The sequence below is a fragment of the Euzebyella marina genome (assembly GCF_014855515.1).
Classification (GTDB): domain Bacteria; phylum Bacteroidota; class Bacteroidia; order Flavobacteriales; family Flavobacteriaceae; genus Euzebyella; species Euzebyella marina.
Genome location: NZ_JACYFK010000002.1, coordinates 348987 through 373275, shown reverse-complemented (window position 1 = coordinate 373275; position 24289 = coordinate 348987). Strand labels below are relative to the sequence as shown.

Annotated in this window: 19 protein-coding genes; 13 read left to right on the top strand and 6 right to left on the bottom strand. The window is 38.2% G+C overall.

Annotation, left to right across the window (positions count from 1 at the left end; genetic code table 11):
- Positions 1-4: 4 nt before the first annotated feature.
- Genes IL356_RS10335 through IL356_RS10325 form a run of 3 tightly spaced genes read left to right on the top strand, consistent with a single transcriptional unit; the run spans position 5 to position 5137 of the window.
- Positions 5-1435 carry a glycosyltransferase family 2 protein gene (locus IL356_RS10335; RefSeq protein WP_121849079.1) on the top strand — a complete coding sequence of 477 codons (1431 nt, stop codon included), beginning with the start codon at positions 5-7 and terminating at the stop codon, positions 1433-1435.
- 55 nt (positions 1436-1490) lie between these two features.
- A complete protein-coding gene (locus IL356_RS10330; RefSeq protein ID WP_162987893.1) occupies positions 1491-3809 on the top strand; it encodes a sulfatase-like hydrolase/transferase in 2319 nt (772 codons plus the stop codon).
- Positions 3810-3814: 5 nt separating this feature from the next.
- On the top strand, positions 3815-5137 hold the full coding sequence (locus IL356_RS10325; protein ID WP_225621463.1) for a YaiO family outer membrane beta-barrel protein: 1323 nt from the start codon (positions 3815-3817) through the stop codon (positions 5135-5137).
- Between the two features lie 22 nt (positions 5138-5159).
- Here IL356_RS10325 and IL356_RS10320 read toward each other — a convergent pair whose 3' ends face one another.
- Together IL356_RS10320 and IL356_RS10315 are read right to left on the bottom strand one after the other, a co-directional pair.
- Complete coding sequence (locus IL356_RS10320; protein ID WP_121849081.1) at positions 5160-6464, bottom strand: PI-PLC domain-containing protein; 1305 nt, start codon at positions 6462-6464, stop codon at positions 5160-5162.
- A 711-nt stretch (positions 6465-7175) separates the two neighbouring features.
- Complete coding sequence (locus IL356_RS10315; protein ID WP_121849082.1) at positions 7176-8039, bottom strand: sigma-70 family RNA polymerase sigma factor; 864 nt, start codon at positions 8037-8039, stop codon at positions 7176-7178.
- Between the two features lie 172 nt (positions 8040-8211).
- Here IL356_RS10315 and IL356_RS10310 point away from each other — a divergent pair, with 172 nt between their 5' ends.
- The 4 genes from IL356_RS10310 (at position 8212) to IL356_RS10295 (ending at position 12350) form a co-directional block, all read left to right on the top strand.
- The gene (locus tag IL356_RS10310) at positions 8212-8724 is read left to right on the top strand and encodes a DUF6155 family protein (protein ID WP_121849083.1); all 513 of its coding nucleotides are present in this window, start codon (positions 8212-8214) and stop codon (positions 8722-8724) included.
- Positions 8725-8914: 190 nt separating this feature from the next.
- Positions 8915-10426: a DEAD/DEAH box helicase gene (locus tag IL356_RS10305; protein WP_121849084.1), complete on the top strand. Its 1512-nt coding sequence runs from the start codon at positions 8915-8917 to the stop codon at positions 10424-10426.
- 42 nt (positions 10427-10468) lie between these two features.
- Complete coding sequence (locus IL356_RS10300) at positions 10469-11722, top strand: glycosyltransferase family 4 protein (RefSeq protein ID WP_121849085.1); 1254 nt, start codon at positions 10469-10471, stop codon at positions 11720-11722.
- A 91-nt stretch (positions 11723-11813) separates the two neighbouring features.
- Positions 11814-12350, top strand: coding sequence for a hypothetical protein (locus IL356_RS10295; protein ID WP_121849086.1), 537 nt, complete (start codon positions 11814-11816; stop codon positions 12348-12350).
- A gap of 11 nt (positions 12351-12361) precedes the next feature.
- Here IL356_RS10295 and IL356_RS10290 read toward each other — a convergent pair whose 3' ends face one another.
- Positions 12362-15007: a PAS domain S-box protein gene (locus tag IL356_RS10290; protein WP_121849087.1), complete on the bottom strand. Its 2646-nt coding sequence runs from the start codon at positions 15005-15007 to the stop codon at positions 12362-12364.
- Between the two features lie 306 nt (positions 15008-15313).
- Between IL356_RS10290 and IL356_RS10285 the strand changes: the two genes are divergently transcribed.
- Positions 15314-16156, top strand: coding sequence for a 1,4-dihydroxy-2-naphthoyl-CoA synthase (locus tag IL356_RS10285; protein WP_192466543.1), 843 nt, complete (start codon positions 15314-15316; stop codon positions 16154-16156).
- A 183-nt stretch (positions 16157-16339) separates the two neighbouring features.
- On the opposite strand, the gene IL356_RS10280 is transcribed toward IL356_RS10285, so the two are convergent.
- Entirely contained in the window at positions 16340-17692 is a 1353-nt protein-coding gene (locus IL356_RS10280) for a serine hydrolase domain-containing protein (RefSeq protein WP_121849088.1), read from the bottom strand.
- An 89-nt stretch (positions 17693-17781) separates the two neighbouring features.
- On the opposite strand from IL356_RS10280, the gene IL356_RS10275 reads away from it, so the two are divergent.
- Genes IL356_RS10275 through IL356_RS10255 form a run of 5 tightly spaced genes read left to right on the top strand, consistent with a single transcriptional unit; the run spans position 17782 to position 22895 of the window.
- Complete coding sequence (locus IL356_RS10275) at positions 17782-18753, top strand: 2-hydroxyacid dehydrogenase (protein ID WP_121849089.1); 972 nt, start codon at positions 17782-17784, stop codon at positions 18751-18753.
- A gap of 60 nt (positions 18754-18813) precedes the next feature.
- Positions 18814-20331 carry an FG-GAP repeat domain-containing protein gene (locus tag IL356_RS10270; RefSeq protein ID WP_121849090.1) on the top strand — a complete coding sequence of 506 codons (1518 nt, stop codon included), beginning with the start codon at positions 18814-18816 and terminating at the stop codon, positions 20329-20331.
- 31 nt (positions 20332-20362) lie between these two features.
- The gene (locus IL356_RS10265; RefSeq protein WP_317125471.1) at positions 20363-20752 is read left to right on the top strand and encodes a 3D domain-containing protein; all 390 of its coding nucleotides are present in this window, start codon (positions 20363-20365) and stop codon (positions 20750-20752) included.
- A gap of 1 nt (position 20753) precedes the next feature.
- A complete protein-coding gene (locus IL356_RS10260) occupies positions 20754-21416 on the top strand; it encodes a peptidoglycan recognition protein family protein (RefSeq protein WP_121849091.1) in 663 nt (220 codons plus the stop codon).
- Between the two features lie 6 nt (positions 21417-21422).
- On the top strand, positions 21423-22895 hold the full coding sequence (locus tag IL356_RS10255; RefSeq protein ID WP_121849092.1) for a M14 family metallopeptidase: 1473 nt from the start codon (positions 21423-21425) through the stop codon (positions 22893-22895).
- Here the strand turns inward: IL356_RS10255 and IL356_RS10250 are convergent, their stop codons facing one another.
- Positions 22896-23063: a hypothetical protein gene (locus IL356_RS10250; RefSeq protein ID WP_162987895.1), complete on the bottom strand. Its 168-nt coding sequence runs from the start codon at positions 23061-23063 to the stop codon at positions 22896-22898.
- Between the two features lie 208 nt (positions 23064-23271).
- The gene (locus tag IL356_RS10245) at positions 23272-24099 is read right to left on the bottom strand and encodes an OmpA/MotB family protein (RefSeq protein ID WP_121849093.1); all 828 of its coding nucleotides are present in this window, start codon (positions 24097-24099) and stop codon (positions 23272-23274) included.
- Positions 24100-24289 lie beyond the last annotated feature (190 nt).

Genomic DNA, 24289 nt, shown 5'->3' with positions numbered 1-24289 from the left:
TTTTATGGATAGTACGTTCTTCGATATCACCTTAGAATACATAAACATTGTCTTTCTAATGTTTACGGTGATATTGTTTACACTATTCACCATTATGGGATATCTATCCACCAGAAATTCCATCCATTACAGAAAAAAAAATAGTTTCGGTGACCTCTCTAAAATAATGGCTTCGCCATTATCCCCAAGCATTACAATCATTGCACCTGCCTATAATGAAGGTTTGACCATTGTAGAGAACATCCGTTCCCTGATGTCACTACGCTATGTCAATTATGAGGTAATGGTTGTCAATGATGGCAGTAAAGACGATACGTTACAGAAAATGATCGATGCCTACGATCTTGAAAAGATCGACTTTAAGATTGACCCCAATTGGAAAAACAAACCTATAAGAGGGGTGTATAAGTCGCCACATCGGGCATTTTCAAAATTGACGGTCATTGATAAGGAAAACGGTGGCAAATCAGACGCCTTGAACACTGGAATGGCTCTTTCTACAAGCCGATATGTCGGGTGTATCGATGTTGACTGTCTTCTTCTGCCAGATGCGCTTTTGCATGTTGTTAAATCATTCTATCAACGATCTGAAAAAAGGGTTATTGCCGTTGGCGGTGTCATCCGTGTGGCCAATTCCTGTATTATCGAGGGTGGCCAATTAGAAGAAATTAGACTGCCAAAAAATTGGTTGGCCAGGTTTCAATTATTGGAATACACCCGTTCATTCATTTTAGGAAGGATGGCCTGGGGTAGAATTGACAGCCTTTTGATTATTTCTGGGGCATTCGGTTTTTTTGACCGTGAAATCGCATTGGAAGTAGGGGGATACGACACCGGTACAGTTGGCGAGGATATGGAAATCGTATTCAAGATGCGAAGGCATATGCACGACCGGCGTGAACCTTATACCATAGAATATATTCCTGACCCTCTTTGTTGGACAGAGGTTCCAGAAGATGTTAAGATATTGGTCAACCAACGAGACCGTTGGGCGAGGGGCAATCTAGAAACCCTTTTCAAGCATAAAGACATGTTCTTTAACTCGAAATACGGTCGTTTGGGGCTTCTAAGTTATCCCTATTGGTTTTTTTATGAATGGCTAGCTCCCTTAATGGAGTTTTTTGGCTTTTTTACCATCATACTTTTCATGTATTTGGGCATTCTTAATTGGGATTTCTTTATCGCAATTACCGCAATGGTTTATGTGTTCTCGATTATGTTCTCTTTTTACGCCATTCTTTGGGACGTTTACAGCTATAACGAATACAAGAAAACAAAAGATATTTTGATACTCATGTTCTGCGCCATTGTAGAACCAATTGCTTTTCACCCCATTGTCGTATGGTCAGCGGTGCGTGGTAATTATAAAAAACTGTTTAAAATAAAATCAGGTTGGGGATCTCAGGTAAGAAAAGGTTTTGCCAAAGCCACCTAATTAGCATATGAACACAAGTCAGCGCGACAGATATAGTTTAAAACATTATACCAGAATGATTATCTCATTTTTTGGTAGTCTTGTTGTGCTTACGGTTTACCAATATGTCAGCCTCTATTTCAAGGGTGTGGTCGATATTATACTGAGCACCAGTTTTTTTATCGCCACGGTGCACCAATTGGGTTTTGCGTCTTTGGTGGGTGTGATACTAGTATTTCCTTTTAATTTTTGGGAAAATCTAAGGCCAAGATACGGTTTCAATCTCATTTTTGTCTTGTTGATACTTTTGCTGATTGTAGAAGCAATGCTGATCAGCTATTTCTGTACGGCTTTAGTGCCTCTAGGGTCTGATCTTTTGGGGTATAGCTTTGCCGATATAAAAACTACCATAGCCAACTCTGGGGGGCTTTCGATTTCACTTGTGGTAGGTGTGGTAATTATAATTGGGCTCTTTTTTTGGTTATACAAGATAACGAGCAAACACTACCATCATATCAGTAGAATGTATCCTTTTACCATCATTCTCATCAGTATGTTCGTTATGACTTCTTTTATCGAAGGCAAACCTATCAACCACAACAAAACCCAGTATTTAGCTCTTAACATATACGATTCGTCAACAGAGGATGCCTCCTATGATTCTGATGTCGAATACCCGTTAATTAAGTCAAAAAGAACTCAAAATGTTTTGAGGCCTTATTTCAATTTAAAAAACGAAAAACCCAATATTGTTTTCATAATGGTGGAAGGTCTAGGCCGTGATTTTGTGGGTGAGGGGGCAGAATTCGGCGGTTTCACACCTTTTCTTGACAAGTTGACCAAACAGTCACTCTACTGGGAGAATTGCCTTAGCAACACGGGTCGTACTTTTGGTGTTCTGCCATCTCTTATGGGTTCATTGCCTTTCGGCAAAAGTGGATTTATGGAATTGGAGAAATACCCCAATAAACTAACCCTTTACGGTATATTAAAAAACAATGGTTACCATACTTCATTTTATCAAGGCACTAATAGTGCTTTTGATAATGTCGATAGATTTTTGAATAGCGAGAATATCGATTTTATTCTCGACAAATCTGGTTTCGGAAATAAATATACCCTTCAAGCGGAAGATGCTGCAGGTTCTTCTTGGGGTTATCCGGACAAGGAGTTGTTCAAGAAAAGTATGAGTTTACCGAGGGATAATGAAAATCCGAGAATGGAGGTCTATATGACCATCAGTACCCATGAGCCCTTTATACCGCCACAGCAAGATAAGTATGAGCAAAAGGTAAAGAACATACTGTCATCGAGTTCCCATGAAGGAAAAACAAGAAAAGTAATCGAGAAGAACAGCAATGTTTTTGCCACTCTTATGTATACCGATGAGGCTCTGGAATATGTCTTCGAAGAATATAAAAAGAAGCCTGGATACGAGAATACCATATTTATTATAACCGGTGACCATCGATTGATACCCATACCACAGCGAAACAATCTAAGTCGTTTTCATGTACCATTGATTATGTTCAGTCCCATGCTCAAAAGCCCTAGAAAGATGAGCGCACTTACTTCGCACTTTGACGTAACTCCAAGCCTATTGGCGCTTCTAGATGGTAATTTTGAAATGAAAATGCCCAAAAAGGTGGCTTGGATGGGAGATGCCTTGGATATGAACGAAGAATTTAGGGGAAATAAGGATATCCCCTTAATGAGGAACAAAAATGAACTTAAAGAATACATCAGCGGCGAGAAATTATTCTCAGATGGAAATGTCTATAGCTTGGATAAAGAAATGAACCTTTCTTCAAGCTTTGGCGGTTCAAAAGTCGAAGGAAAACTGAAGGCTTTCAAATCTATGAATGCCTATGTAACCAACAACAATAAAATTATTCCCGATAGCTTGGCCATTTTCAGCGTACAGAAAGAAAAATTCAGCGATAGCGAAATCATTTGGATCAATAGTGTATACAATGGGGAGAATTTTGACAAGGTATATATGAAAGCGAGAGCTTTGGCGTTTGAAAAAGAGTACGATAAGGCATTGTTGCTTTGTAGGTACATTTTATCGGAATCACCAAGCCACATCGATACCAAGGTTTTGATGGGTCGAGTAAGTGTTTGGAGCGGCGATTATCCCTCATCCATCAAGATATTGAAAGAGTGTATTAAAATGAATCCTAATTATATCGATTCTTATTCGGCACTTTTTGATGTCTATTACTGGTCAGAGCGAACTAAAGAAGCTCTGGAGCTAATCGATTTAGTTGAACAGAATAGTTCAAGTGCCCATGAAATAGCCGATAAAATAGAACGAGCAAAAAGAGAGGCTCGAAAAAAGGGAATGGCGCACCAAACCAAATTAGCGAGTCGTTCTAAAGTTTCAACATTGTAGTGTATTTGTCTAAAAGTTACATAGCATCACTTTTACTACTGTTCATATCCATTGGCAGTGCACAAGATTTGGCTCTTAATGACCAAACTACACCCTCATATGAGAATGCCTATGGTTTGGCCTATGAAGGCAACCATAAGAGTGCCAAAGACATCCTTATCAAGGTAATAGCAGAAAAACCCGATGATAGTAAAGCCCGTGTTTTATTGGGAAACACATACAGTTGGGATGGCGAATATGATCAAGCAAGAATTGAATTCAACAAAGTAACATCATCAGATAAATACGATAAGGCCGCCTGGTCAGGGGCCATTAAAAACGAACTTTACGCCAAGAACGAACTAATTGCTCTAGGCCTGGCCAACAAAGCGCTAAGCTTTATTAATAATGATTCAGAACTGGACCGATTGAAAAAGATAGCCGAACAGAGAATCAATCAAACAGAATATCCCGAGAAGGGTTGGTACAATGTTGACTCTTCGATAAGCTCGGTCAAGAAATCAAATAAAAAAGGTGAGGAAGAAATGACAGAACCTGAGGATGAAACGGCTGAAAAAGAGCTTATTAAGAATAGTAATGAAGCCCAAAACGACGTCTTTAATAATAGGTTTGATATTCGAAATGCGGTAACTGTCTTTGACCAACGCTACGACCCAATGATATATACCAGTATCTCATACAGGCGACAAACTATGGCCGGTAGTATCATTCCACGATTGAATTATAGCAATCGACTAGGTAAAAATGGACTTCAGTACGATTTGGATTTTTATCCGAAATTTTCGAAAAGATTTTATGCCTATTTGAATTACGGTTATTCCAATTCATCTATTTACCCCAAGCATAAGTTCGGTGGTGACCTCTATGTTAACCTACCCGGGGCCATAGAATTCTCGGCTGGAGGACGACATATTACCTTTGCTTCCGGAAATGTTGGTGTTATAACCAATTCATTAGGGCATTACAGAGGCAATTATTATTTTTCTTTGCGTTCCTATATCACTCCCAAACCAAATAACTTGACCAAATTTTCGGGGAATTTATTGGTCAGGAAGTACCTGAAAGATGCGGAAAACTATTTCGGATTGAATGTCGGAATGGGTTACTCCCCAGAATTGAGACAAATTATTTCGGGAGATGAGCTTTTGGCAGAAACCTTACTCTATGTAGAATCTCAACGATTGAGTCTGGAATATCAGTTTACAGGAAAGAACAACCAAAACGCTTATAGGGCCAATCTAGGGGCTACCCGTCAAGAACTTGCCTTTGCTGCAGGTAAATTTTTCTACGGAATTTCCGCAGGTATCACTTATCAAGTAAAATTCTAATAAGGAAGAAAGCTTAGAGAGCTTATTTAGCTGACTTTTCTTTTGACATAGTATCAAATACCCATTTATCGGCATACATGCCGTAAACGAGGCCTAATTCATTATCATAAACATATTGTTCGTCTTTACCAGGGTCAAAATTGACATTGTAGACATAAACCTTGACCCCTTGTTCTTTTAACTGCAGCATTAGTTTCTTTTGGCTAGAAATTATTCTTCTCGATACTGCAGCATATTCAATGCCGTTAATGGACAAATAATCGGTTTTGTTGCCCTTTAACCTCATTAAGGGATCTTGAGATATAATCGTCTTAATACCATGCTGAGAAGCTTCCTCAATGGCCAATTGACTAAAAAGCTCCATCATAAGGCGCTTCTTGTCAACAAATTTATCGGCAAAAGCGACAGGGTCGTTTATTTTATCAGTAATCAAAATAGCATCGGGATGCGTTTTAAACCACTTATTGATTGCCTCCATATCCATGGTATGATAATCTCCGTAAATAGTATGTTTTTTGAATTCGGAAAGGCTAGGGGGCAGGTCACCTTGATAATCGGTGAAACGAGACCACATCTTCCAGTCATGGGCCGCTACCAAATGACCATCCGATGTCTCTATAATATCAAGTTCAAACAATCGAAATCCTCTACTATAACTATAATCCAAAGCTTCTTTTGAGTTGGTCGATTTAATACCATCAATTTCGCCACCGGCATGGGCTATATATCTGTTGTCGTTAGGCTCAAATTCATATTTGATTTTTGGAAAATAAATTTTAGTATCATCAATAGTCAGAGGTATCGAAAAAGTTTGTTCGATAGAATTATCATCGACTTGCTCGGTTATCTGAGCATCCGTCAGGTTATGCATTATATAAGCTTGCCTACTTTTAAGGCCTATAAGTTGATGAAGGCCCCATTTTTTTAGTACGGATGAATTTTTCAGATTGTCATTAGCGGCAGAGTCATGGGCCAGAATGGCAAGTTTAGAACCGTTGCCCATCATACTCTCAAGAGTTTTATCAAATTCGTCGCAGGCATCTACGCTTCCATAAGTGTCAAACGATTTGAATTCATATGTTCCCTCGCCCATAAAATGAATAATGGTCAAGCCTCTTTCTACATGTTCTGCTACCCCGTTATAAACAAAACGACTTCTTTGTTTGGCATTAAAACTATGGCTCATTAATGTTATAGATGAATTATTCTCATCTTCAAAAATCTCATTAGTTGTTATGGCAAAAAGTGAATTCGAGATAAATATCTGAATGCCCAAGAAAATAAAGCAGCTAAGGTGAATTCTACTTAATTGAATCGAATTGATCATAGTTGTAAGAAAAATGCCCGCTCGCGGGGTAATTAGACTTTAATTAAAACGATTCTTGTTTGAACCTTATTGTTCAAAAAAATATAAAATCATGAACCTCAAAACTGTTGCGACCACTATATTTTTGAGGGGTTAAGAACATTCTTCAATAAAGATATTTAATACGGTAAAAAACATTCGCTACGATATAGAGCTTAAAACTATATGATTTGAGCACTTAAAAAGTTGATTAATAATTGAGTTTTACAGAAAATTCTCATTTTACAACAAAATAGAAGTGTTACACCACAATTAATTGTAAACCCAAGAACATATAAATAGTTTTACTATGTAATCAAGCAACCCAAATTGCTAAAACATAAAAAGTCTAACTTAACCTATATACATCATGCTTTACGATACATACGGAGAAGAATACCTTTCATTCTTACAAGAACTAAATGAAATCTTAAGCGTAAACGAATTGGTAGAATTGGATTATATGTAATCCCCCCAATCAAGTCCTAATTCTTAATTTAAAACCTACTACTATGGCAAACCAAAACCCAGACAATGCCGCTTACATGAACTTTATTGAAAGCCTCAATGAAATTCTTAAAAGTCAACAGATAAGCAAATTAAATTATTCTTAGTATTTTTAGTTAATTAGTTAGTTGTACAGAAAAGGCCCCAGAGATGGGGCCTTATATTTTTATAAAAAAGTAGAGTTTGTTAGCCTAAATACGCCTTTAATAGCTTACTTCTTGAGTTATGGCGTAACTTACGTATTGCCTTTTCACGTATCTGCCGAACCCTTTCCCTAGTAAGATCAAAAGTCTGACCAATTTCGGCCAAGGTCATTGATTGTTGATCACCTATGCCATAATAAAGCTTAACGACATCGGCCTCTCTAGGCGATAATGTTTCTAATGCACGATTAATCTCAGTATTCAAAGACTGTTGCATTAAGGTCTTATCCGGTTTCGGAGACTCTCCCGATCGCAAAACATCGTATAAATTCGAGTCTTCACCTTCGCGTAGAGGAGCATCCATAGACACATGCCTACCTGAGTTTTTCATAGACTGCTTCACCTCGCTCACTGTCATTTCCAATTCTTTGGCAATTTCCTCAGCTGATGGTGGGCGTTCGTGAGCTTGCTCTAGATATGAAAAGGTCTTTTTGATTTTATTAATCGACCCAATCTTGTTCAAAGGCAATCTTACAACCCTTGATTGCTCTGCCAATGCCTGTAGAATACTCTGTCTAATCCACCAAACGGCGTACGAAATAAACTTAAAACCTCTAGTTTCATCAAAACGTTTGGCTGCCTTCACCAAACCTAGGTTACCCTCGTTGATCAAATCGGGCAATTTTAGACCTTGATTTTGATATTGTTTGGCTACCGACACAACAAATCTTAGGTTTGCAGTGGTCAAACGTTCAAGAGCAACTTGATCCCCTGCACGTATTCTCTGTGCTAGTTCAACCTCTTCGGCCGCATTGATCAGGTCTATTTTACTGATATCCTGCAAGTATTTGTCCAATGATTTTGATTCCCGGTTGGTTACCTGCTTGATAATCTTTAATTGCCTCATATATTTCGCTTATATTTATTAATACTACAAGTTCTCAGTATACACTTTTATTTGTTCTTTTCCAAAAGTTTGTCAGTATTATTATACAATATTTATGAGAAGTTTAAGATTTGAATTCCGCACGCTATTAGAACAGCAGTAATACCTTATTTTTGCCGAGAACCCGTAAAATATGAGTAAAAGAGACCTTAAAAAGTACCTTCGAGAATTACCAAAACCGGCTTTAGAAGAGCAATTGCTCGATTTATATGTAAGATTTCCCGAGGTCAAAACCTACTACGATTTCATATTCAACCCTAAAGAGGACAAACTTGTACAAGAGGCAAAAACTAAAATTGGGAATGAATATTTTCCTATTAAACGAAGAAAGCCAAAAGCCCGTCGTTCGGTCGCCCACAAATTCATAAAACACTTTCTCAAATTAGGCGTTGAGCCAGTTTTGTTGGCAGATGTGATGTTGTACAACATTGAAATTGCCCAATTGTTCGCCAAAGAAAAAAATGTAAACGAGGCATTTTATAAAAGTATGCTCAAATCGTTTGAAGAAAGTCTTCATTTTATATCAATCAATGCGTTATTACCCGATTTAAAAGAGCGTATCTTAAAAATTTATCAAGAGACTCAAGAAAGTAACTGGCCTTTTGCCGAGGGGTTTTCCCGTGCTTTGGATGTGATTGATTATTAAGGCAGTATATATCTTTACCACCCCAAAATTCATTCTTCAAGCAGTCCTGTTTTTCTTTTATAACGCTTTGCATTTGGGGCTTTCCGAAAGATAAATTTCATCCTAGCGCAATTTTCCTTTAGTTTTGCAAATTGAGGTTTGAGCGAAATCTTGAGAAAAACGACCTATAAATTTTAATACGGCCACCTACTTGGAAGTACAATCAGACAAAACCGAGAAAAAGCTCTATGACTATCAGATTCAGGATCTTCATAAGATTTTTGAACATCTTGAAAGTGATAATGAAAAAGGCAACCTACTTTATCAACTGCCCACTGGCGGCGGTAAGACTGTAGTCTTTTCAGAAATTGCCAGAAGGTATATTGAAAAGACCGGAAAGAAAGTAGTTGTTCTGACCCACAGAATAGAACTAAGTTCACAAACCTCTAGAATGCTAGAGGGTTTTGGGGTGAAAAATAAAATTATCAATAGTGAGGTCAAAGAACTGACCGACCAAGATAATTTTATGTGTTTCGTTGCAATGGTCGAGACATTGAACAACAGGCTGCAAGAAGAAAAGGTTGAAATAAAGAATATCGGCCTGGTTATCATCGATGAAGCGCATTACAATTCATTTCGAAAGTTGTTTAAATACTTCAGAAAATCGACGATTTTAGGGGTAACGGCAACACCTTTGAGCTCGAATATCAAACTTCCTATGAAAGACAATTATCAAAAGTTAATTGTAGGGGAGTCGATTTCTTCTTTGATCAAAAAGAATTTTTTGGCAAAGGCCAATGTTTACAATTATGATGTCGGTCTTCAAAGTTTAAAACTAGGTATCAGTGGTGACTATACGGTCAAATCTTCAGATGAGCTGTACAGTAACCACAACATGCTTACTAAGCTTATTTCCGCTTATAAGGATATCGCCGAAGGAACCAAAACCCTGATATTCAACAACGGTATCAATACTTCGCATTATGTCTATGAAACCTTCAAAAAAGCCGGGTATAATATTCGTCACTTAGACAACAAAAACACGGCAAGCGAACGGAAAGAAATTTTAGACTGGTTCTCGAACACACCTGATGCCATTCTTACCTCGGTAAGTATCTTGACCACCGGTTTTGACGAACCTTCGGTAGAAACTATCATTTTGAACAGGGCTACACGTTCGTTAACCCTTTATTTTCAGATGATAGGGCGGGGCAGTCGTATTCTTTCCAATAAGGATGAGTTTACTGTTGTAGATTTAGGTAACAATGTGGCCAGGTTTGGCCTGTGGGATGCCCCAATTGATTGGCAAGAAATATTTCATTTTCCTGATTTTTATTTGGAAAACATCAAGAACGATGAGGAAATCGAACGCGATTTCGTTTATGAAATGCCTCCAGAGCTTAGAGATAAGTTCAGTAAATCTGAAGATATTACCTTCGATATAAAAGCGGAATATAAAAGCGTTTTTGCTCAAGGTCTCAAATCAAAAATTGTTATTCAGCGAAGCATTGACCAACATGCCAAGATTTGTGTCGAAAATGCAGAAGATGTGTTTGACGCCCGAATCCTGGCCAAAGAGTTGAAAGACGAGATTGCCTATCGTGTAAGGCAATATTCATACTGCATCATGAATAACACCAAGAACTACAAAGAGTGGTTAGAAGAAGATTATGAGCGTAAGCTACGATCGGCCATTTCTAGAATGTTTGCAGAAAAAATGTAGTGGCCCCTTCATCGAAGTATTAGGTTGACTTAAAACGAGGTAATGCAAAAGACCAAAATACTGATTATTGGTTTTACCTGGCCTGAGCCCGCCACTACTGCGGCAGGTAATCGCATGTATGAGTTGTTGAACTTCTTTTTAGAAGAACAGCATCACATTACCTTCGCAAGTACCGCCAATAAAACCGATTTCTCCCTTAATTTGGAAAAATTCGGCATTGATGAACAACAAATCATTCTCAACGATTCTAGCTTCGACCTTTTCGTCAAGAAACTAAACCCTGATATTGTGCTTTTTGATCGTTATTTGACCGAAGAACAATTTGGTTGGCGAGTGCAAGAGCAGGTGCCCAATGCCCTACGTATTCTTGATACTGAAGACCTTCATTCCCTTCGTACAGTTAGACAATCAAGCCATAAAAAACAACGGCCTTTTGCTTTAGATGATTGGCTTACCCACGATATGACGAAGAGAGAAATAGCAAGTATTTTTCGATGCGACCTTTCCCTTATAATCAGTTCTTTTGAAATGGATCTTTTGGTAAATAAGCTTAAAATACCGCCAGAACTTTTACTACACCTGCCTTTTATGGTCGACATGAAAAAGAATTTAAATGCCATTAAGCTTCCTTTTGAAAACAGAAATCATTTTATCTGTATGGGCAACGGTCAGCACCAACCAAATGTTGACGCCCTTATTTGGCTTAAGAAGGAAATCTGGCCTCTTCTAAAAAAAGAATTGCCAAAAGCTGAACTTCACATATATGGGGCCTATTTAAAACAACAGATTCAAGAAATGCATAATGAAAAGCTGGGATTCTTAATTAAGGGCTGGGCCCAAAATGCCCAAGAAACCATGCAGCGCTATAAAGTGTGTTTGGCGCCGTTAAGATTTGGCGCAGGTATTAAGGGCAAATTGCTTTTAAGCATGCAGGCCGGCACACCAAGCGTTACTACCACGATTGGTGCCGAAGGTATGCACGGCCAATTGGCTTGGGGCGGATCTGTTGCAAACACGGCAAATGACATAGCCAACGAGTCTATAAGGCATTTTCTTGATAGTACCTGCTGGCAGGAAAGTCAGAAAAACGGATTTACTATTTTAAAAGCATGGTATGATAAAGAAATGCTACAGAATAGACTTCGAAATTGCTTAACCCATTTATCAAAAAATCTTAAGGAGCACCGTTCACAAAATTTTATTGGGGCCATGTTAAATTATCAGACCATGCAGGCAACTAAATATATGTCGAAATGGATTGAAGAAAAGTCTTCTCGCAATCAATCCCATAAGTAGTTGAACCTTAAAAACTAATTGTGTTCAAATTTTTGGTCGAAAAACTATATCTTGGGTGGTAAACACTAAATAACCATTAACACCCTTGAAAATGAAAAACTTAAATTTATTTACGATTGCCCTCTTTTTTTTAATAACTAGCCAAAGCTCTTTAGCTCAAACAACAGATATTGGTGTTATCGATAGTGCCTCCGTAGTCGATAAACGCTTAAAATTTGGATGCGGGTTCGGATTAAGTTTTGTCGGCGGTACCAACATAGGGTTAGCCCCAAATTTAATGTATGCTGTAAGTGAAAAGGTAAGTGTTGGTGCAGGCCTGCAAGGAAATTACACTTCAATAAAAGATGTACAGAGCACGACCACATTCGGTGCAAATGTCATCACTCAATATAATCCTATTCAGCGCTTGACTACCTTGATAGAATTTGCCGAGTTGAATGTAAATACAAAGAAAGAAGAGGTCACTGGCGAGATTAAAGACAGTTTTTGGGAGTCTATTCTATTTATTGGCGCAGGACTCAATATAACGGACAAAATCGCTCTTGGTGTCAAGTATAATGTACTATACAAAGATGATGAAAGTGTATATACAAGCCCCGTAATCCCCTTTGTGAATATCACCTTTTAGAGGGTGAAGGTTTAATTTTCGTTATCGAAAACTTTTAGCTTTTTGAGATATACATCAAATGTGGTGCCCCTGTCGACCTGACTTATGGCTTTAATAGTACCACCTAAGGCCTCTATTTGAGATTTGGTCATAAATAGTCCGACGCCTTTTGCCTGCGGATGGTTATGAAAAACTTTGTTCATTCTAAACAGCTGTTTTCCATACTTATCCATATCAATGCCTAAACCATTATCCTTGAAAGACAGTTTAATCTTATCTCCGACCAACTTAGAACTTACCTTTATTTTTGGCTTACGGTCAGGACTTCTATATTTTATGGCATTACTGATCATGTTCTGAAAAAGGCTATCAAGATAGATTTGGTTATAAACAATGGTATCTACCGCAGAAAAATCCATGATAATCTCTGCTTGACTATCTTCGATTTCGGCTGTCAATATCTCTTTGATCTTATGCAAAGTTTCGCTCAGCTTCAGTTTCTCCCTTTTTACCGGCTCACCTGTCTGCACTTTCAATGTGTCGACCAATGTATCTAAGGTTTGTGTCAAGTGCTCGGTTACTTTCTCAAACTTTTCAAAAAGCATCTTTTTTTCGTCATCCGTCTTAACCATTTTATAAACACTCAGAAGACCATTAAGGTTATTTACGGGAGAACGTAAATTGTGGGTTGTTATATGGGAAAAATCTTCTAGCTGATTGTTCTGCGATTTCAGCTCATTGGCCAAGGCTTCTAGCTTCTCATTAGAAGCAAGTATTTTTTCTTCGGCCTGTTTTTCTTTGGTAACATCGCGGGCAATCCAAGAACAAAGAATGCTATCTTCATTATTAATTGGGCCTACGGTTACTTTTACCGGTATTTCTTTGCCTTTTTTCGATGTCATGAACAGGTCTTCGCCGATATCGATATGCTGCACCTTGGGAGTATTGAAAAATGCCTGCCTTATCATTTTGCCCTTGTCATGAAACCTGGTCGGTATCAGCATTTTTATACTATTACCTATCAACTCTTGGCTTGAGTATCCAAATAGCCGTTGCGCCTCGTTATTTACCATCTCAATGGTAGAGTCTTGATTCAAAATAAAATTGGGGTAGGGGGCCGAGTCGATAATATTTCTAATTCTGGCCTCTTCTTTATACTGTTTGGTTATGTCTTGGCAAACGCCCACTATTTCCTCAACTTCGCCTTGCTCATTTTTGTATACCGTCTCATTTATTTTAATGGTTTTGACGGTACCATCGGCCAATATTATTCGATGAATAAAGTCGCCATATGTTCCATTTGATTCTATCTTCTTCTTATGGTCATTTAAAATTCCTCGATCATCGGGGTGCACATAACTTAGCATTTCTTCAAAAGTAACCTTACCATCTTCAGGTTTCATACCATACATGGCCAAAAGGTTTTTTGACCAAGTGGCGTATTTATCACCTGGTTTTAGATGCCAGTGTCCCATTTGCGCCTCCCTTTCGGCAAGACTTAGCAAATCATTGTTCTTTATTATCTGATTCTCAAAGTTCTTTTGTTCCGTAATGTCTTGAAAGATGCCCAAGATTTCCTTGATTTCATTTGAATCATCTTCATAGACTTCACCCGTAACCATGAGAGTTCTAACATCATTATTACCCAATATGATACGAAAGACCAATTGGTCTAATTTCTTTTCTTTCAGTGCTCGAATTCGGTATTTCTCAACCCTCTCGGCATCTTTAGGGTGAACAAATTGAAGAAGAGTCTGTATGGGAGCTTTTTCATCTTCAAATTCAATACCGAATAGTCTAAAAAGATTCCACGAACCCAAAATATAATTGGTTCCATTTTGCCAAAACCAATGCCCCATATTGGCTTTCTGCTCTGCAACATTAAGTAAGTGGTTTTTTCGAAGTATTTCGTTTTCAAATTTCTTCTGTTCGGTAACATCTTGAGATATTCCGAGAACATTAACTACTCTACCTTCCGAATCGGTATTAACTTCACCTATAACCTTGATAAATCTAATCTCGTCATCAATAATCACCCGATGTGTAAAACTTCGGTAGCTCTTGGTTTGCATGGTGATAGCCAAGCTTGCCTGAACATCGACCATATCTTCAGGGTGTACATCTTTGAGAAGCGTGTCAAGGGTAACTTTTGATCCTTTTTTAATTCCTAAAAGTTCACACATATTGTCGGAACAAGTGGCCAAATTTGTCTTTCGATCCCATAACCAATGTCCCAATTGTGCTTTTCTCTGGGCAACATTGAACAACTGATTTTTTTGAAGTAAATCACGTTCCAGTTTTTTCTGATGGGTGATATCAAGCGTAAGACCTTTGACTTGAAGGCAGCGGTCGTCTTCAAAGACAGCAGAAGCCGCCAAAATAACCCAGATGTAGTTGTTTTTTGGGGTTTTTAGGGGGACAATCTCGCAAAATGAACCTCCGTCTTCAATTATCCTGCTTAATTCATCATTAATGGTATCCTTATCGGATTCATTGACATAGAAAATATCTGTCTTATCTAAAGAAAGTCGAGAATTTTCAGGAATTTCAAGAATGTTACAGGTCACATCATCCAAAGTAGAGGTCATAGATTCAAAATCTAAATACCAATGACCAATTTTGGCGACGGAATAAGGATCGTTCTCTGTCAGATATGGGCTTTTCTGATTTTCTTTCACGTTTAACTGTTCTTGAAAGATGGGTTAGATGTTCCTACAAAAATATTTAACATTCAAAAAGAAAACTTGCACAAAGTTAGTACTTTACACCTTAAATATCAGTAATATTAGGCAATTTAACAAAAATATTTTTTTAACAGTATAAATCTTATTAAGAATTTATACCTACTTAAAATGTAAGAATAATAATATTAATTTTAATTAAAAATACAGAACGTTATATTTCAAACGTTAGAGTTCAACTTGTTACTTTAGGACATATTCACTTTAAAATAGTTTATTTTGCAATTGATTAAATAAAAAAATATGTCCGTAATAAATTGGGAAACAGCTATAGAATTCGAAGATATCACTTATAAAAAGTGTAATGGGGTAGCAAGAATAGCGTTTAACCGGCCGAATGTTAGAAATGCTTTTAGGCCGAAAACGACCAGTGAACTTTATAAGGCTTTTTATGACGCTCAGGAAGATACCTCCATCGGTGTTGTTCTCTTATCCGCTGAGGGGCCTTCTACAAAAGATGGCATTTATTCTTTCTGTAGTGGTGGTGACCAAAAGGCTAGGGGAGAACAAGGTTATGTCGGCGACGATGGTATGCACCGTTTGAACATTCTTGAAGTACAGCGTCAAATTCGTTTTATGCCCAAAGTTGTAATCGCCGTCGTACCAGGATGGGCAGTGGGTGGCGGCCATAGTCTTCATGTGGTTTGCGATATGACCTTAGCCAGTAAGGAACACGCCATTTTTAAGCAAACGGATGCTGATGTAACCAGTTTTGATGCAGGATATGGCTCTGCCTATTTGGCGAAGATGGTAGGTCAGAAAAAAGCCCGTGAAATCTTTTTCTTAGGCAGAAATTATTCGGCACAGGAAGCTTATGAAATGGGAATGGTCAATGCCGTGGTACCCCACGAAGATTTAGAGGCAACTGCTTATGAATGGGCCCAAGAGATATTGCAAAAATCACCGACAAGTATTAAAATGCTCAAATTTGCTATGAACCTCACCGATGACGGCATGGTAGGGCAGCAAGTATTTGCCGGTGAAGCAACCCGTTTGGCATATGGCACCGAAGAAGCGAAAGAGGGAAGAAATGCCTTCTTGGAAAAAAGAAAACCGGATTTCGGTAAAAATAAATGGATCCCTTAAAAAGGGTTGCTCACGAGTAGAAATAAAAAAAGCCTTCCTGCCGGGAAGGCTTTTTAATTGAGAACACACTATATGAAAAAATTAACTCCTGCTGAATTATGATATAAACATACAGCCGTTTGGCCTTAACATGAAATCTTTGTTGTCAGTCAAGGCACAGTTGTTGTCAATTTCTCTTTTTAGCTATTTTAAGCCAGAATTATCAGTTGAAGGAAAGGCAGCCAATACGTCTTTAAGAAAGGTGTTAATATTGAAATCAGGCTCTTCAGCCAATCCGGTTCTGACTATGACCAAATCTTTAGATGGAATAATAAAAACTCGCTGCCCTTGATATCCATTTGCTGAATACATGTCCTTTGGCACATCAGGGTATTTACCTTCTGCATTCAGCCAAAAGTGCCCCCCATAAGTGCCGTCGGAATGGGCGGTAGGGGTGGTTATGTAGTCGACCCATTGTCTATCGAAGAGATGCTGGCCATTCCATTCCCCCTCATTTAGGTACAGAATACCAAATTTTGCCCAGTCCCTGGTATTGGCCCATGCATATGAAGACCCTACGTAATTGCCGGCCTGATCAGTTTCTATAATCATTGAGTTCATGCCTATCTTGTCTATTAAAGCGGAATAGGGAAAGTCGAGATAAGCCTGTTGGGTTTCAAAATGGTCCCGAAGAATACCTGAAAGTAAGTTCGAGGTACCTGAAGAATAATTCCATATTTCTGTGGGCTTGGCAATGGCAGGTTTCTGCGCTTGGCCCAAAGTCATATCCGTATCTAAGAACAGCATACGTGTCACATCTGAAATTGATGAATAATCTTCTTCCCATTCCAACCCACTTTGCATTCGCAGCAGATGGTTGATGGTAATTTCTTTTCGCTCATCGGTTTTCCAATCTTCTATTGGCGCTGGTAGGTTCAAATCTATTTTATCTTGATATTCTAAAATACCGTATAGCGTGGCCAAAACACTTTTGGTCATACTCCAACCCAGCACCGGGGTTTCCGCATTAAATCCATCCACATAACGTTCTGCCACCATCTGATTTTTGTAGTTTACCAATACTGTTCGTGTTTTTTGAACCTCTGGTCTAGAAAATGCACTGTCTAAAGCCTTGTTTAATAATTGATAATCTACCTCGGGGAAAATGGTATCTTTTGGTTCTTTATTACCGTAAGGAAATGGGAGTTGAGCGGTAGATTTACTTCTAGAGGGAATTCTATAAGAGGCTTTCTCATCAAAATCATCATTGACCAAAATGCAACCGATACCTTCGAAGCAAACAGATGTACGTTGCATTAATCCGAATACGGATGCTTCGGCACTGGTTTCATTTGAGCTAACCTCTGCCAATTTGATCAAAGGAACGTTATTGTCATTAGCGTTGACCGATTCTGCACTGCGATGGGCCAAGAAAACGGTGGAGGCCATGTTCTTGGCGGCATAGCCCGATATAATATTTAGTTTGGGGTATTGGGTATAGATGACAATGGCCAAAATAATTAATACGGCCAAAAGAACTCTTTTTGCTATTTTCATTGAATCAAAGTAATGGTGAGGGTCTTTCTCTGAAAGTAAAAATAAAAGAATTTAGATTGCCGTACTTTCACAAACCTAAAATTAAATAAATGCATGTATTTGTCAGTTTGAATATTCCCGATTCGGGTATTGATTTAATGAAAGAGCAGGGTATCAAAGTAACCAAGTGGACTGAGGACATGCCCATGAGTCAAGAACAGTTTGTCGACCACATGTCACAGTTTGATGCCCTTTTGAGTACATCAAATTTTAAAATCGATGCAGAATTTTTAAAAAAGAACCAACACCTTCAAATAATTTCACAATACGCCGTCGGTTATGATAATATCGACATAAAGGCTGCGACCGATTTAGGTATTCCAGTAGGTAATGCCCCCGACTCAATGACCGATGCCACTGCGGATACTGCATTTTTATTGATGCTCGCAACTTCTCGTAAATTTCTTTTTCATCACAAACGAATCGCCAAAGGAGATTGGAAGCATTTTCAACCAAAATCAAATTTGGGTATAGAACTTAAGAACAAAACATTGGGCATTTTTGGCCTTGGCCGAATTGGTCTAGAGTTTGCCAAACGATGCCAAGGCGCTTACAATATGAATATCATTTACTTTAACCGAAGCCATAATCAAGGAGCGGAAGAACTATTGGGTGCCAAGAAAGTTAGTTTTGAAGAACTATTGACCGCTAGTGATGTTATCTCTGCGCATTGTGCCCTTACTGATGAGACACGCCATACCTTCAATAAGTCTGCATTCGAAAAAATGAAAAGTACGGCCATTTTCATTAACACATCTCGCGGAGCAGTACACCAGGAATCCGATTTGACCGATGCATTAAAAAACGGACATATATGGGGAGCCGGACTTGATGTGACCGACCCCGAACCAATGAACCCCTCTAACCCCTTATTGAATATGGAAAACGTCTCAATTTCACCTCACATAGGATCTGCTACGCAAGAAGCCAGAAACAGAATGTCGATTTACGCAGCAGAAAATATTATAGCCAAGTACAAAGGGGAAAAAATTCCTTATTTAATTAACAAAGAGGTGAAATAAGGCCTAAAGTATCTTTTTGTCGATAGTTGAAATTAGTCAAGTTCATTTTTAGTAGCACGTATGCTTTTAAATGTATTCATAAGATCGTTTTTAGTTATAGGAATCACTCTTTTCATAGGATGCGCGCCTAATAAAAAGGATAGACAGGTAGCGCTTTTCGACTCGTATTGCGCTTCTTGCCACATGGCACCTGATATTAATTCATTGCCAAAACATTTATGGAAAAACAAAGTACTGCCTGAAATGGCCGCAAGAATGGGCATACGAGATTCTACCAATAATCCATTTAAAGGAGTGTCTCTGGTAGAACAAGGCGAAATATTGAAAACAGGTGTATATCCGTCAAATCCCATTATTGCTATGGAAGATTGGAAAATTCTTGAAGAATACATTCTGAATAATGCACCAGATTCATTAAGCTCTTATCCTACAAGGCCTCTAGCGGAAGTTAAACAATTTCAGACCAAGACTTTAGCGATAGACAGTATAGAAGGAAGCAATATTTCCTATCTGAAGATTGATCAAAATAACCAGAAAATCTTAGCGGGAAGCCTTCAGGGTCAACTGTTAAGGTATGATTATGCCCTTTCAGAACTAGAACCTGTCATTAAAGCAGCTAGTACCATCACAGACTACACTCAAAAATCTGATAATACCTACCTGACCACTATTGGCTTTCTGTTACCTTCCGAGATAGCCTCCGGAGCCTTGGGAATAAAAAATGGGGAAATCATCAAATCACTGCCCCAAAAGCTTCATAGACCCGTTCATACGTTAATACATGATTTTGATAAAGATGGTATTGATGAAATTGTTGTGAGTGAATTTGGCGATTTAAAAGGACAATTGGCACTTTGGAAAAAAAATGCTGATGGCCACTTTATTGAACAAGTGCTGCTAAATCAGCCAGGCGTTATAAAAACAGAGGCAAGAGATATAAACAATGACGGTAAAGATGATTTAATTGCAGTTACCTCACAAGGGGAAGAAGGAATTACTATTTTATATCAAACGGAAGAAATGAAATTTAGACCAGAGCAGGTTTTAAGATTTCCTCCCAATTATGGTACTAGCTGGTTTGAAACGTTGGATTTTGACAAAGATGGCGACCTAGATATTATAACCGCTCATGGCGATAATGCCGATGAAACCTACACCATGAAACCGTATCACGGGTTAAGAATTCATTTAAATGATGGGCTCAATCATTTTGAAGAATCCTTTTTCTACCCCTTGAACGGCTGCACCAGGTTCTTGAGTGGCGATTTTGACCAAGACGGCGATGAAGATTTGGCGCTGTTGTCTACCTTCCCCGATTATGAAAATCATCCACATGAAACTTTTATCTATCTTGAAAATAGAAATACCAAGACATTTGATTTTAAAAGTTATAGATTGGCGGATCCCAATCTAGGCCGATGGTTTTTATTGGATAGCGGCGATATTGACCATGATGGTGATATTGATATTGTCTTAGGCTCGTTGACTTATGTCTATAGTCCCATCCCCAAAGAACTTCAGGAACGATGGAAAAATGAAAACGTCGATTTATTGATTTTAGAAAATATGTTGAATTGATTTGATAAAACTTAAAAACATATCGTCAATCTTGCTGGTCCTTACCTTTATATCTTGTGGAACTGCGGACAAGAATTATATTTGGAAAACCAGAGAAGTTACGGTTTCGGCCTATAATTCAACAAGAGCTCAAACCGATGGCCAGCCAAATATTGCGGCTTGGGGCGATACTTTGAAACCAGGTATTAAATCAATAGCCGTATCGAGAGATTTGATACCCATTGGTTTTGAATACAACACTCAAGTTAAGATTACAGGGTTTGAAGGCATTTACTTGGTCAAAGATAAAATGCACTACCGATGGAGAAATAAGATTGACGTGTATATGGGGCTAGATGTTGAAAAAGCCCGCGAATGGGGTCGCAAAAAACTAAAAGTTCACTATCGAGTTAAAAAAGACAGTCTGCCAAATACCAAATAATATGAACAAATATTTTTTACCTTCTTTATTTTTCTTGCTGTTTTTCATCAGCTGTGCGACACCCAAGCGAATTGTAGACAAGCCGATAGTTTTTGATGAAGAACGATTGCAATTGACATCTGAATATCTATTGAACAGATATGGTATTGACAAGGAAGAGCCGACCATTGAACCGAAAATGATTGTACTTCATTGGACGGCCATTCCCACTTTCGAGGGTTCATTCGATGCGTTTAAAGAAAGTAAATTACCGAATTGGAGACCGGATATCAAAAATGTAAGTGGACTTAACGTCTCGAGTCATTTCTTGGTCGACCAAGATGGAACTATATATCGCTTGATGCCCGAAGATATTATGGGACGGCATGTTATCGGGCTTAACCATGTTGCCCTGGGTGTTGAAAACGTAGGAGGAACCGAAGATACCCCTTTGACCGAAGCTCAGCTAAAAGCAAATATTTGGTTGGTAAAGTATTTAGCTGAAAAATACGATATCGACTATTTAATCGGGCATTATGAGTATACCAACTTTGAAGGCCATCCGTTGTGGCTGGAGGTCGATGAAAGCTACCGAACTAAAAAAACCGACCCAGGCGAAGACTTTATGGCAAAAGTAAGGGCTGCTACCAAAAAATTTAATTTTAAACCTGTACCCAATAAATAGACATAAATGAAATTGATTATCCTACTTTTTCTTGTGATAACGTTTACCACAGCTAACGCTCAAAACATCGATATCACAGAATCACTTTATGAAACCTACGAAAAATATAAAGAAACCGAATTGGGAAAAAGAAGAATCAAGCATGCCCAATTACAACCGCTGATTGAAAAATACAGAACCAAGGCAGGTTTTAAGGTCACCAAAGTAGGGAAGTCTATCGAAGGCAAAAGTTTAAATTTAATAAGTATTGGAGAAGGAGATACCTCGGTTTTTCTGTGGTCTCAAATGCATGGTGACGAGCCTACCGCCACGCAAGCCATATTCGATATTTTTAATTTTTTGGATAGCCCTGATTTCACCGCTGAAAAACAACGAATACTAAGCAATTGCACTCTTCACTTTCTTCCTATGCTCAACCCTGATGGTGCTGAAGTGTTTCAACGCAGAAATAGATTAGGAATTGATATTAATAGAGATGCTCTTCGTCTGCAATCTCCCGAAGGGAGAACCCTGAAAAAAGTGAGGGATAGTCTAGATGCCGATTTCGGTTTCAACCTTCACGATCAAAGTACCTACTATAATGCTGAAAGAACAGAAAAACCTGCCACTATTTCGTACTTGGCACCGGCCTATAATTACGAGAAAGAAGTCAATGAGGTACGTGCGAACGCTATGAAGGTCATCGTATTTATGAACGATATTATTCAAAAATATGCTCCGGGACAGGTAGGGAGATATAATGATGATTTTGAACCTCGAGCTTTCGGAGATAATATTCAAAAATGGGGCACCAGTGCCATTCTCATCGAATCTGGCGGGTATCCTGAAGATGTTGAAAAGCAGGAAATCAGAAAATTGAACTATGTCTCGATTCTGTCGGCCATTTATACCATCGCCAATAAAAGTTACCAAAACATTCCTATTGAAAGGTATGAAGAGATTCCTGAAAATGACCGAAAGCTTTTCGATTTGAAAATTGCCAATGCCACCTACAACCTTCTAGGAAAGGAGTATATTTTAGATGTTGCTGCCAACAGGCTAGAAGTAGACAAAGAAAAGCATAACGATTTTTGGTACAGCAGCAGAATTCTTGAGCAGGGTGATCTTTCTACCTACTACGGGTATGAAACGCTTGATGCTACCGGTTTGGAAATTGTTGCCGGTAAGGTCTATACCGAAACCCTTTCAAGTATGGATCAATTAAAATCGCTTGACCTAAAAAAAATGTTAGAGTCTGGCTACACTTATGTTCGCGTAAAAGATATCCCCAAAGAGAAGTTATCTTCCCCCGTTCCCATTCATATTATAGGGGATAAGACCAAATTACCGGATTTCAGAATGGAAATAGGCGTTAATCCTACCTTCCTTCTAAAAAAAGGCAATGAAATCAAATATGCCGTAATCAACGGATTTTTGATTGACTTTGCTAATTACAAAGAAACTTCCCAAAAGGTAAAAAATGCGATGATTTATAGGTAATCAATACGAAAACCTAACAATCATATCTGAGCCTTGCGACAACAGAAAGTAATAAGTCAACATTACGATAGACGCAATGGCTAAAAATAGTGTCAAAGTGAGCGCTTGGTACCATTTCGGCATACCTTGCAATGCGCTGTTTTCAATAATAGTGTTCAATACATCCATAATTTTGCTTTTTAGTTAAATAGCATTACGGTTTAGGATGTAGGTTTTTTCAATTTAGATATAGGGTTCTTTATGCATTAAACAACTTATTTCACGCAAACCCTAACTAAAATTCTTGTTTTCGATGAACCGCAAGAAAAAAGGGAGAACCGTCAAGTTCTCCCTTTTCCCAGATTATTAACACTGGTTTTAAACCAATTTTATGCAATTATAAGGTTTCTGCATCTAATAATGCAAAAAATTTGTCCAAATTTGGAAGAATTACAATTTTAGTACGGCGATTTTTTGCCATATTCTCTCTAGAATCGTTCTCTACTAGCGGTAAATAGCTACTTCTACCGGCAGCAATCATTTTGGCAGGATCAACGTTATACTTGCTTTGAAGGATGTCAACAACAGAAGTAGCACGCTTGACACTAAGATCCCAGTTATTACGGAACATCGCTGTATTAATGCTACGAGAATCGGTATGACCTTCTACCATTACTTCCATCGCAGGTTCTGAATTGATTACGTCGGCAAGCTTAGACAGAATTTTATTGGCCTTGCTGCTCACACGGTAACTACCGCTATTAAAAAGTAATTTATCTGAAATATTGATCATCACGACTGTCTTGTCAATATTCACATCTACATCTTCTTCATCGTCAGAAATAGATTTTTTCAAATTGTAGGAAATAGCCAAGTTCATTGAATCTTGAAGGGTTTTAGCCTCTGCTAACTTAGCCGGGTCAACATTTTTAAGTGTAGCCCTCATTTTTTTCTTTGTGTTGTTACTCATTACCGCAACATCATCAACTGTAGTATATTGGCTATCGTTGACTTCTTTTAGGGAACTGATTTTTTGGTTGTATTCGGTAACTCTGGCTTCAATCTTGGCCATTTTAGCCTCTAATTCTTCTTTTTCAACCTGAGTTTTCGTCAGTGCACTTTGGGTTTCAGAAAGGTTGGTTTCCAATGCAGTGTATTTCTTTTTAGAAACACAAGATGCCATCAAGGCTATTGAAAGTGTACCGACAATAATTGATTTCTTCATTTTGTAAAATTTAAATTATATGGTTCTAATTCATCTTAACATACGCTTCAAGTACGTTTTTCAGATGTTAAAGAGGTATTAACACACCTAATTTAAATGGATTCAAAAATCAATAAAAGGTTGTTATTAAGTAATTTGAACAAGATAAATTAATGAATAAAAAAAGTGCCCAAGTGGGCACTTTCTATTA

What these genes read in the sequence shown, in the direction of transcription:
- IL356_RS10335 (WP_121849079.1), top strand. Translation starts at nt 5, where the DNA reads ATGGATAGTACGTTCTTCGATATCACCTTAGAATACATAAACATTGTC.
- IL356_RS10330 (WP_162987893.1), top strand. Translation starts at nt 1,491, where the DNA reads ATGATTATCTCATTTTTTGGTAGTCTTGTTGTGCTTACGGTTTACCAA.
- IL356_RS10320 (WP_121849081.1), bottom strand. Translation starts at nt 6,464, where the DNA reads ATGATCAATTCGATTCAATTAAGTAGAATTCACCTTAGCTGCTTTATT.
- IL356_RS10315 (WP_121849082.1), bottom strand. Translation starts at nt 8,039, where the DNA reads ATGAGGCAATTAAAGATTATCAAGCAGGTAACCAACCGGGAATCAAAA.
- IL356_RS10310 (WP_121849083.1), top strand. Translation starts at nt 8,212, where the DNA reads ATGAGTAAAAGAGACCTTAAAAAGTACCTTCGAGAATTACCAAAACCG.
- IL356_RS10300 (WP_121849085.1), top strand. Translation starts at nt 10,469, where the DNA reads ATGCAAAAGACCAAAATACTGATTATTGGTTTTACCTGGCCTGAGCCC.
- IL356_RS10295 (WP_121849086.1), top strand. Translation starts at nt 11,814, where the DNA reads ATGAAAAACTTAAATTTATTTACGATTGCCCTCTTTTTTTTAATAACT.
- IL356_RS10285 (WP_192466543.1), top strand. Translation starts at nt 15,314, where the DNA reads ATGTCCGTAATAAATTGGGAAACAGCTATAGAATTCGAAGATATCACT.
- IL356_RS10280 (WP_121849088.1), bottom strand. Translation starts at nt 17,692, where the DNA reads ATGAAAATAGCAAAAAGAGTTCTTTTGGCCGTATTAATTATTTTGGCC.
- IL356_RS10275 (WP_121849089.1), top strand. Translation starts at nt 17,782, where the DNA reads ATGCATGTATTTGTCAGTTTGAATATTCCCGATTCGGGTATTGATTTA.
- IL356_RS10270 (WP_121849090.1), top strand. Translation starts at nt 18,814, where the DNA reads ATGCTTTTAAATGTATTCATAAGATCGTTTTTAGTTATAGGAATCACT.
- IL356_RS10260 (WP_121849091.1), top strand. Translation starts at nt 20,754, where the DNA reads ATGAACAAATATTTTTTACCTTCTTTATTTTTCTTGCTGTTTTTCATC.
- IL356_RS10255 (WP_121849092.1), top strand. Translation starts at nt 21,423, where the DNA reads ATGAAATTGATTATCCTACTTTTTCTTGTGATAACGTTTACCACAGCT.
- IL356_RS10250 (WP_162987895.1), bottom strand. Translation starts at nt 23,063, where the DNA reads ATGGATGTATTGAACACTATTATTGAAAACAGCGCATTGCAAGGTATG.
- IL356_RS10245 (WP_121849093.1), bottom strand. Translation starts at nt 24,099, where the DNA reads ATGAAGAAATCAATTATTGTCGGTACACTTTCAATAGCCTTGATGGCA.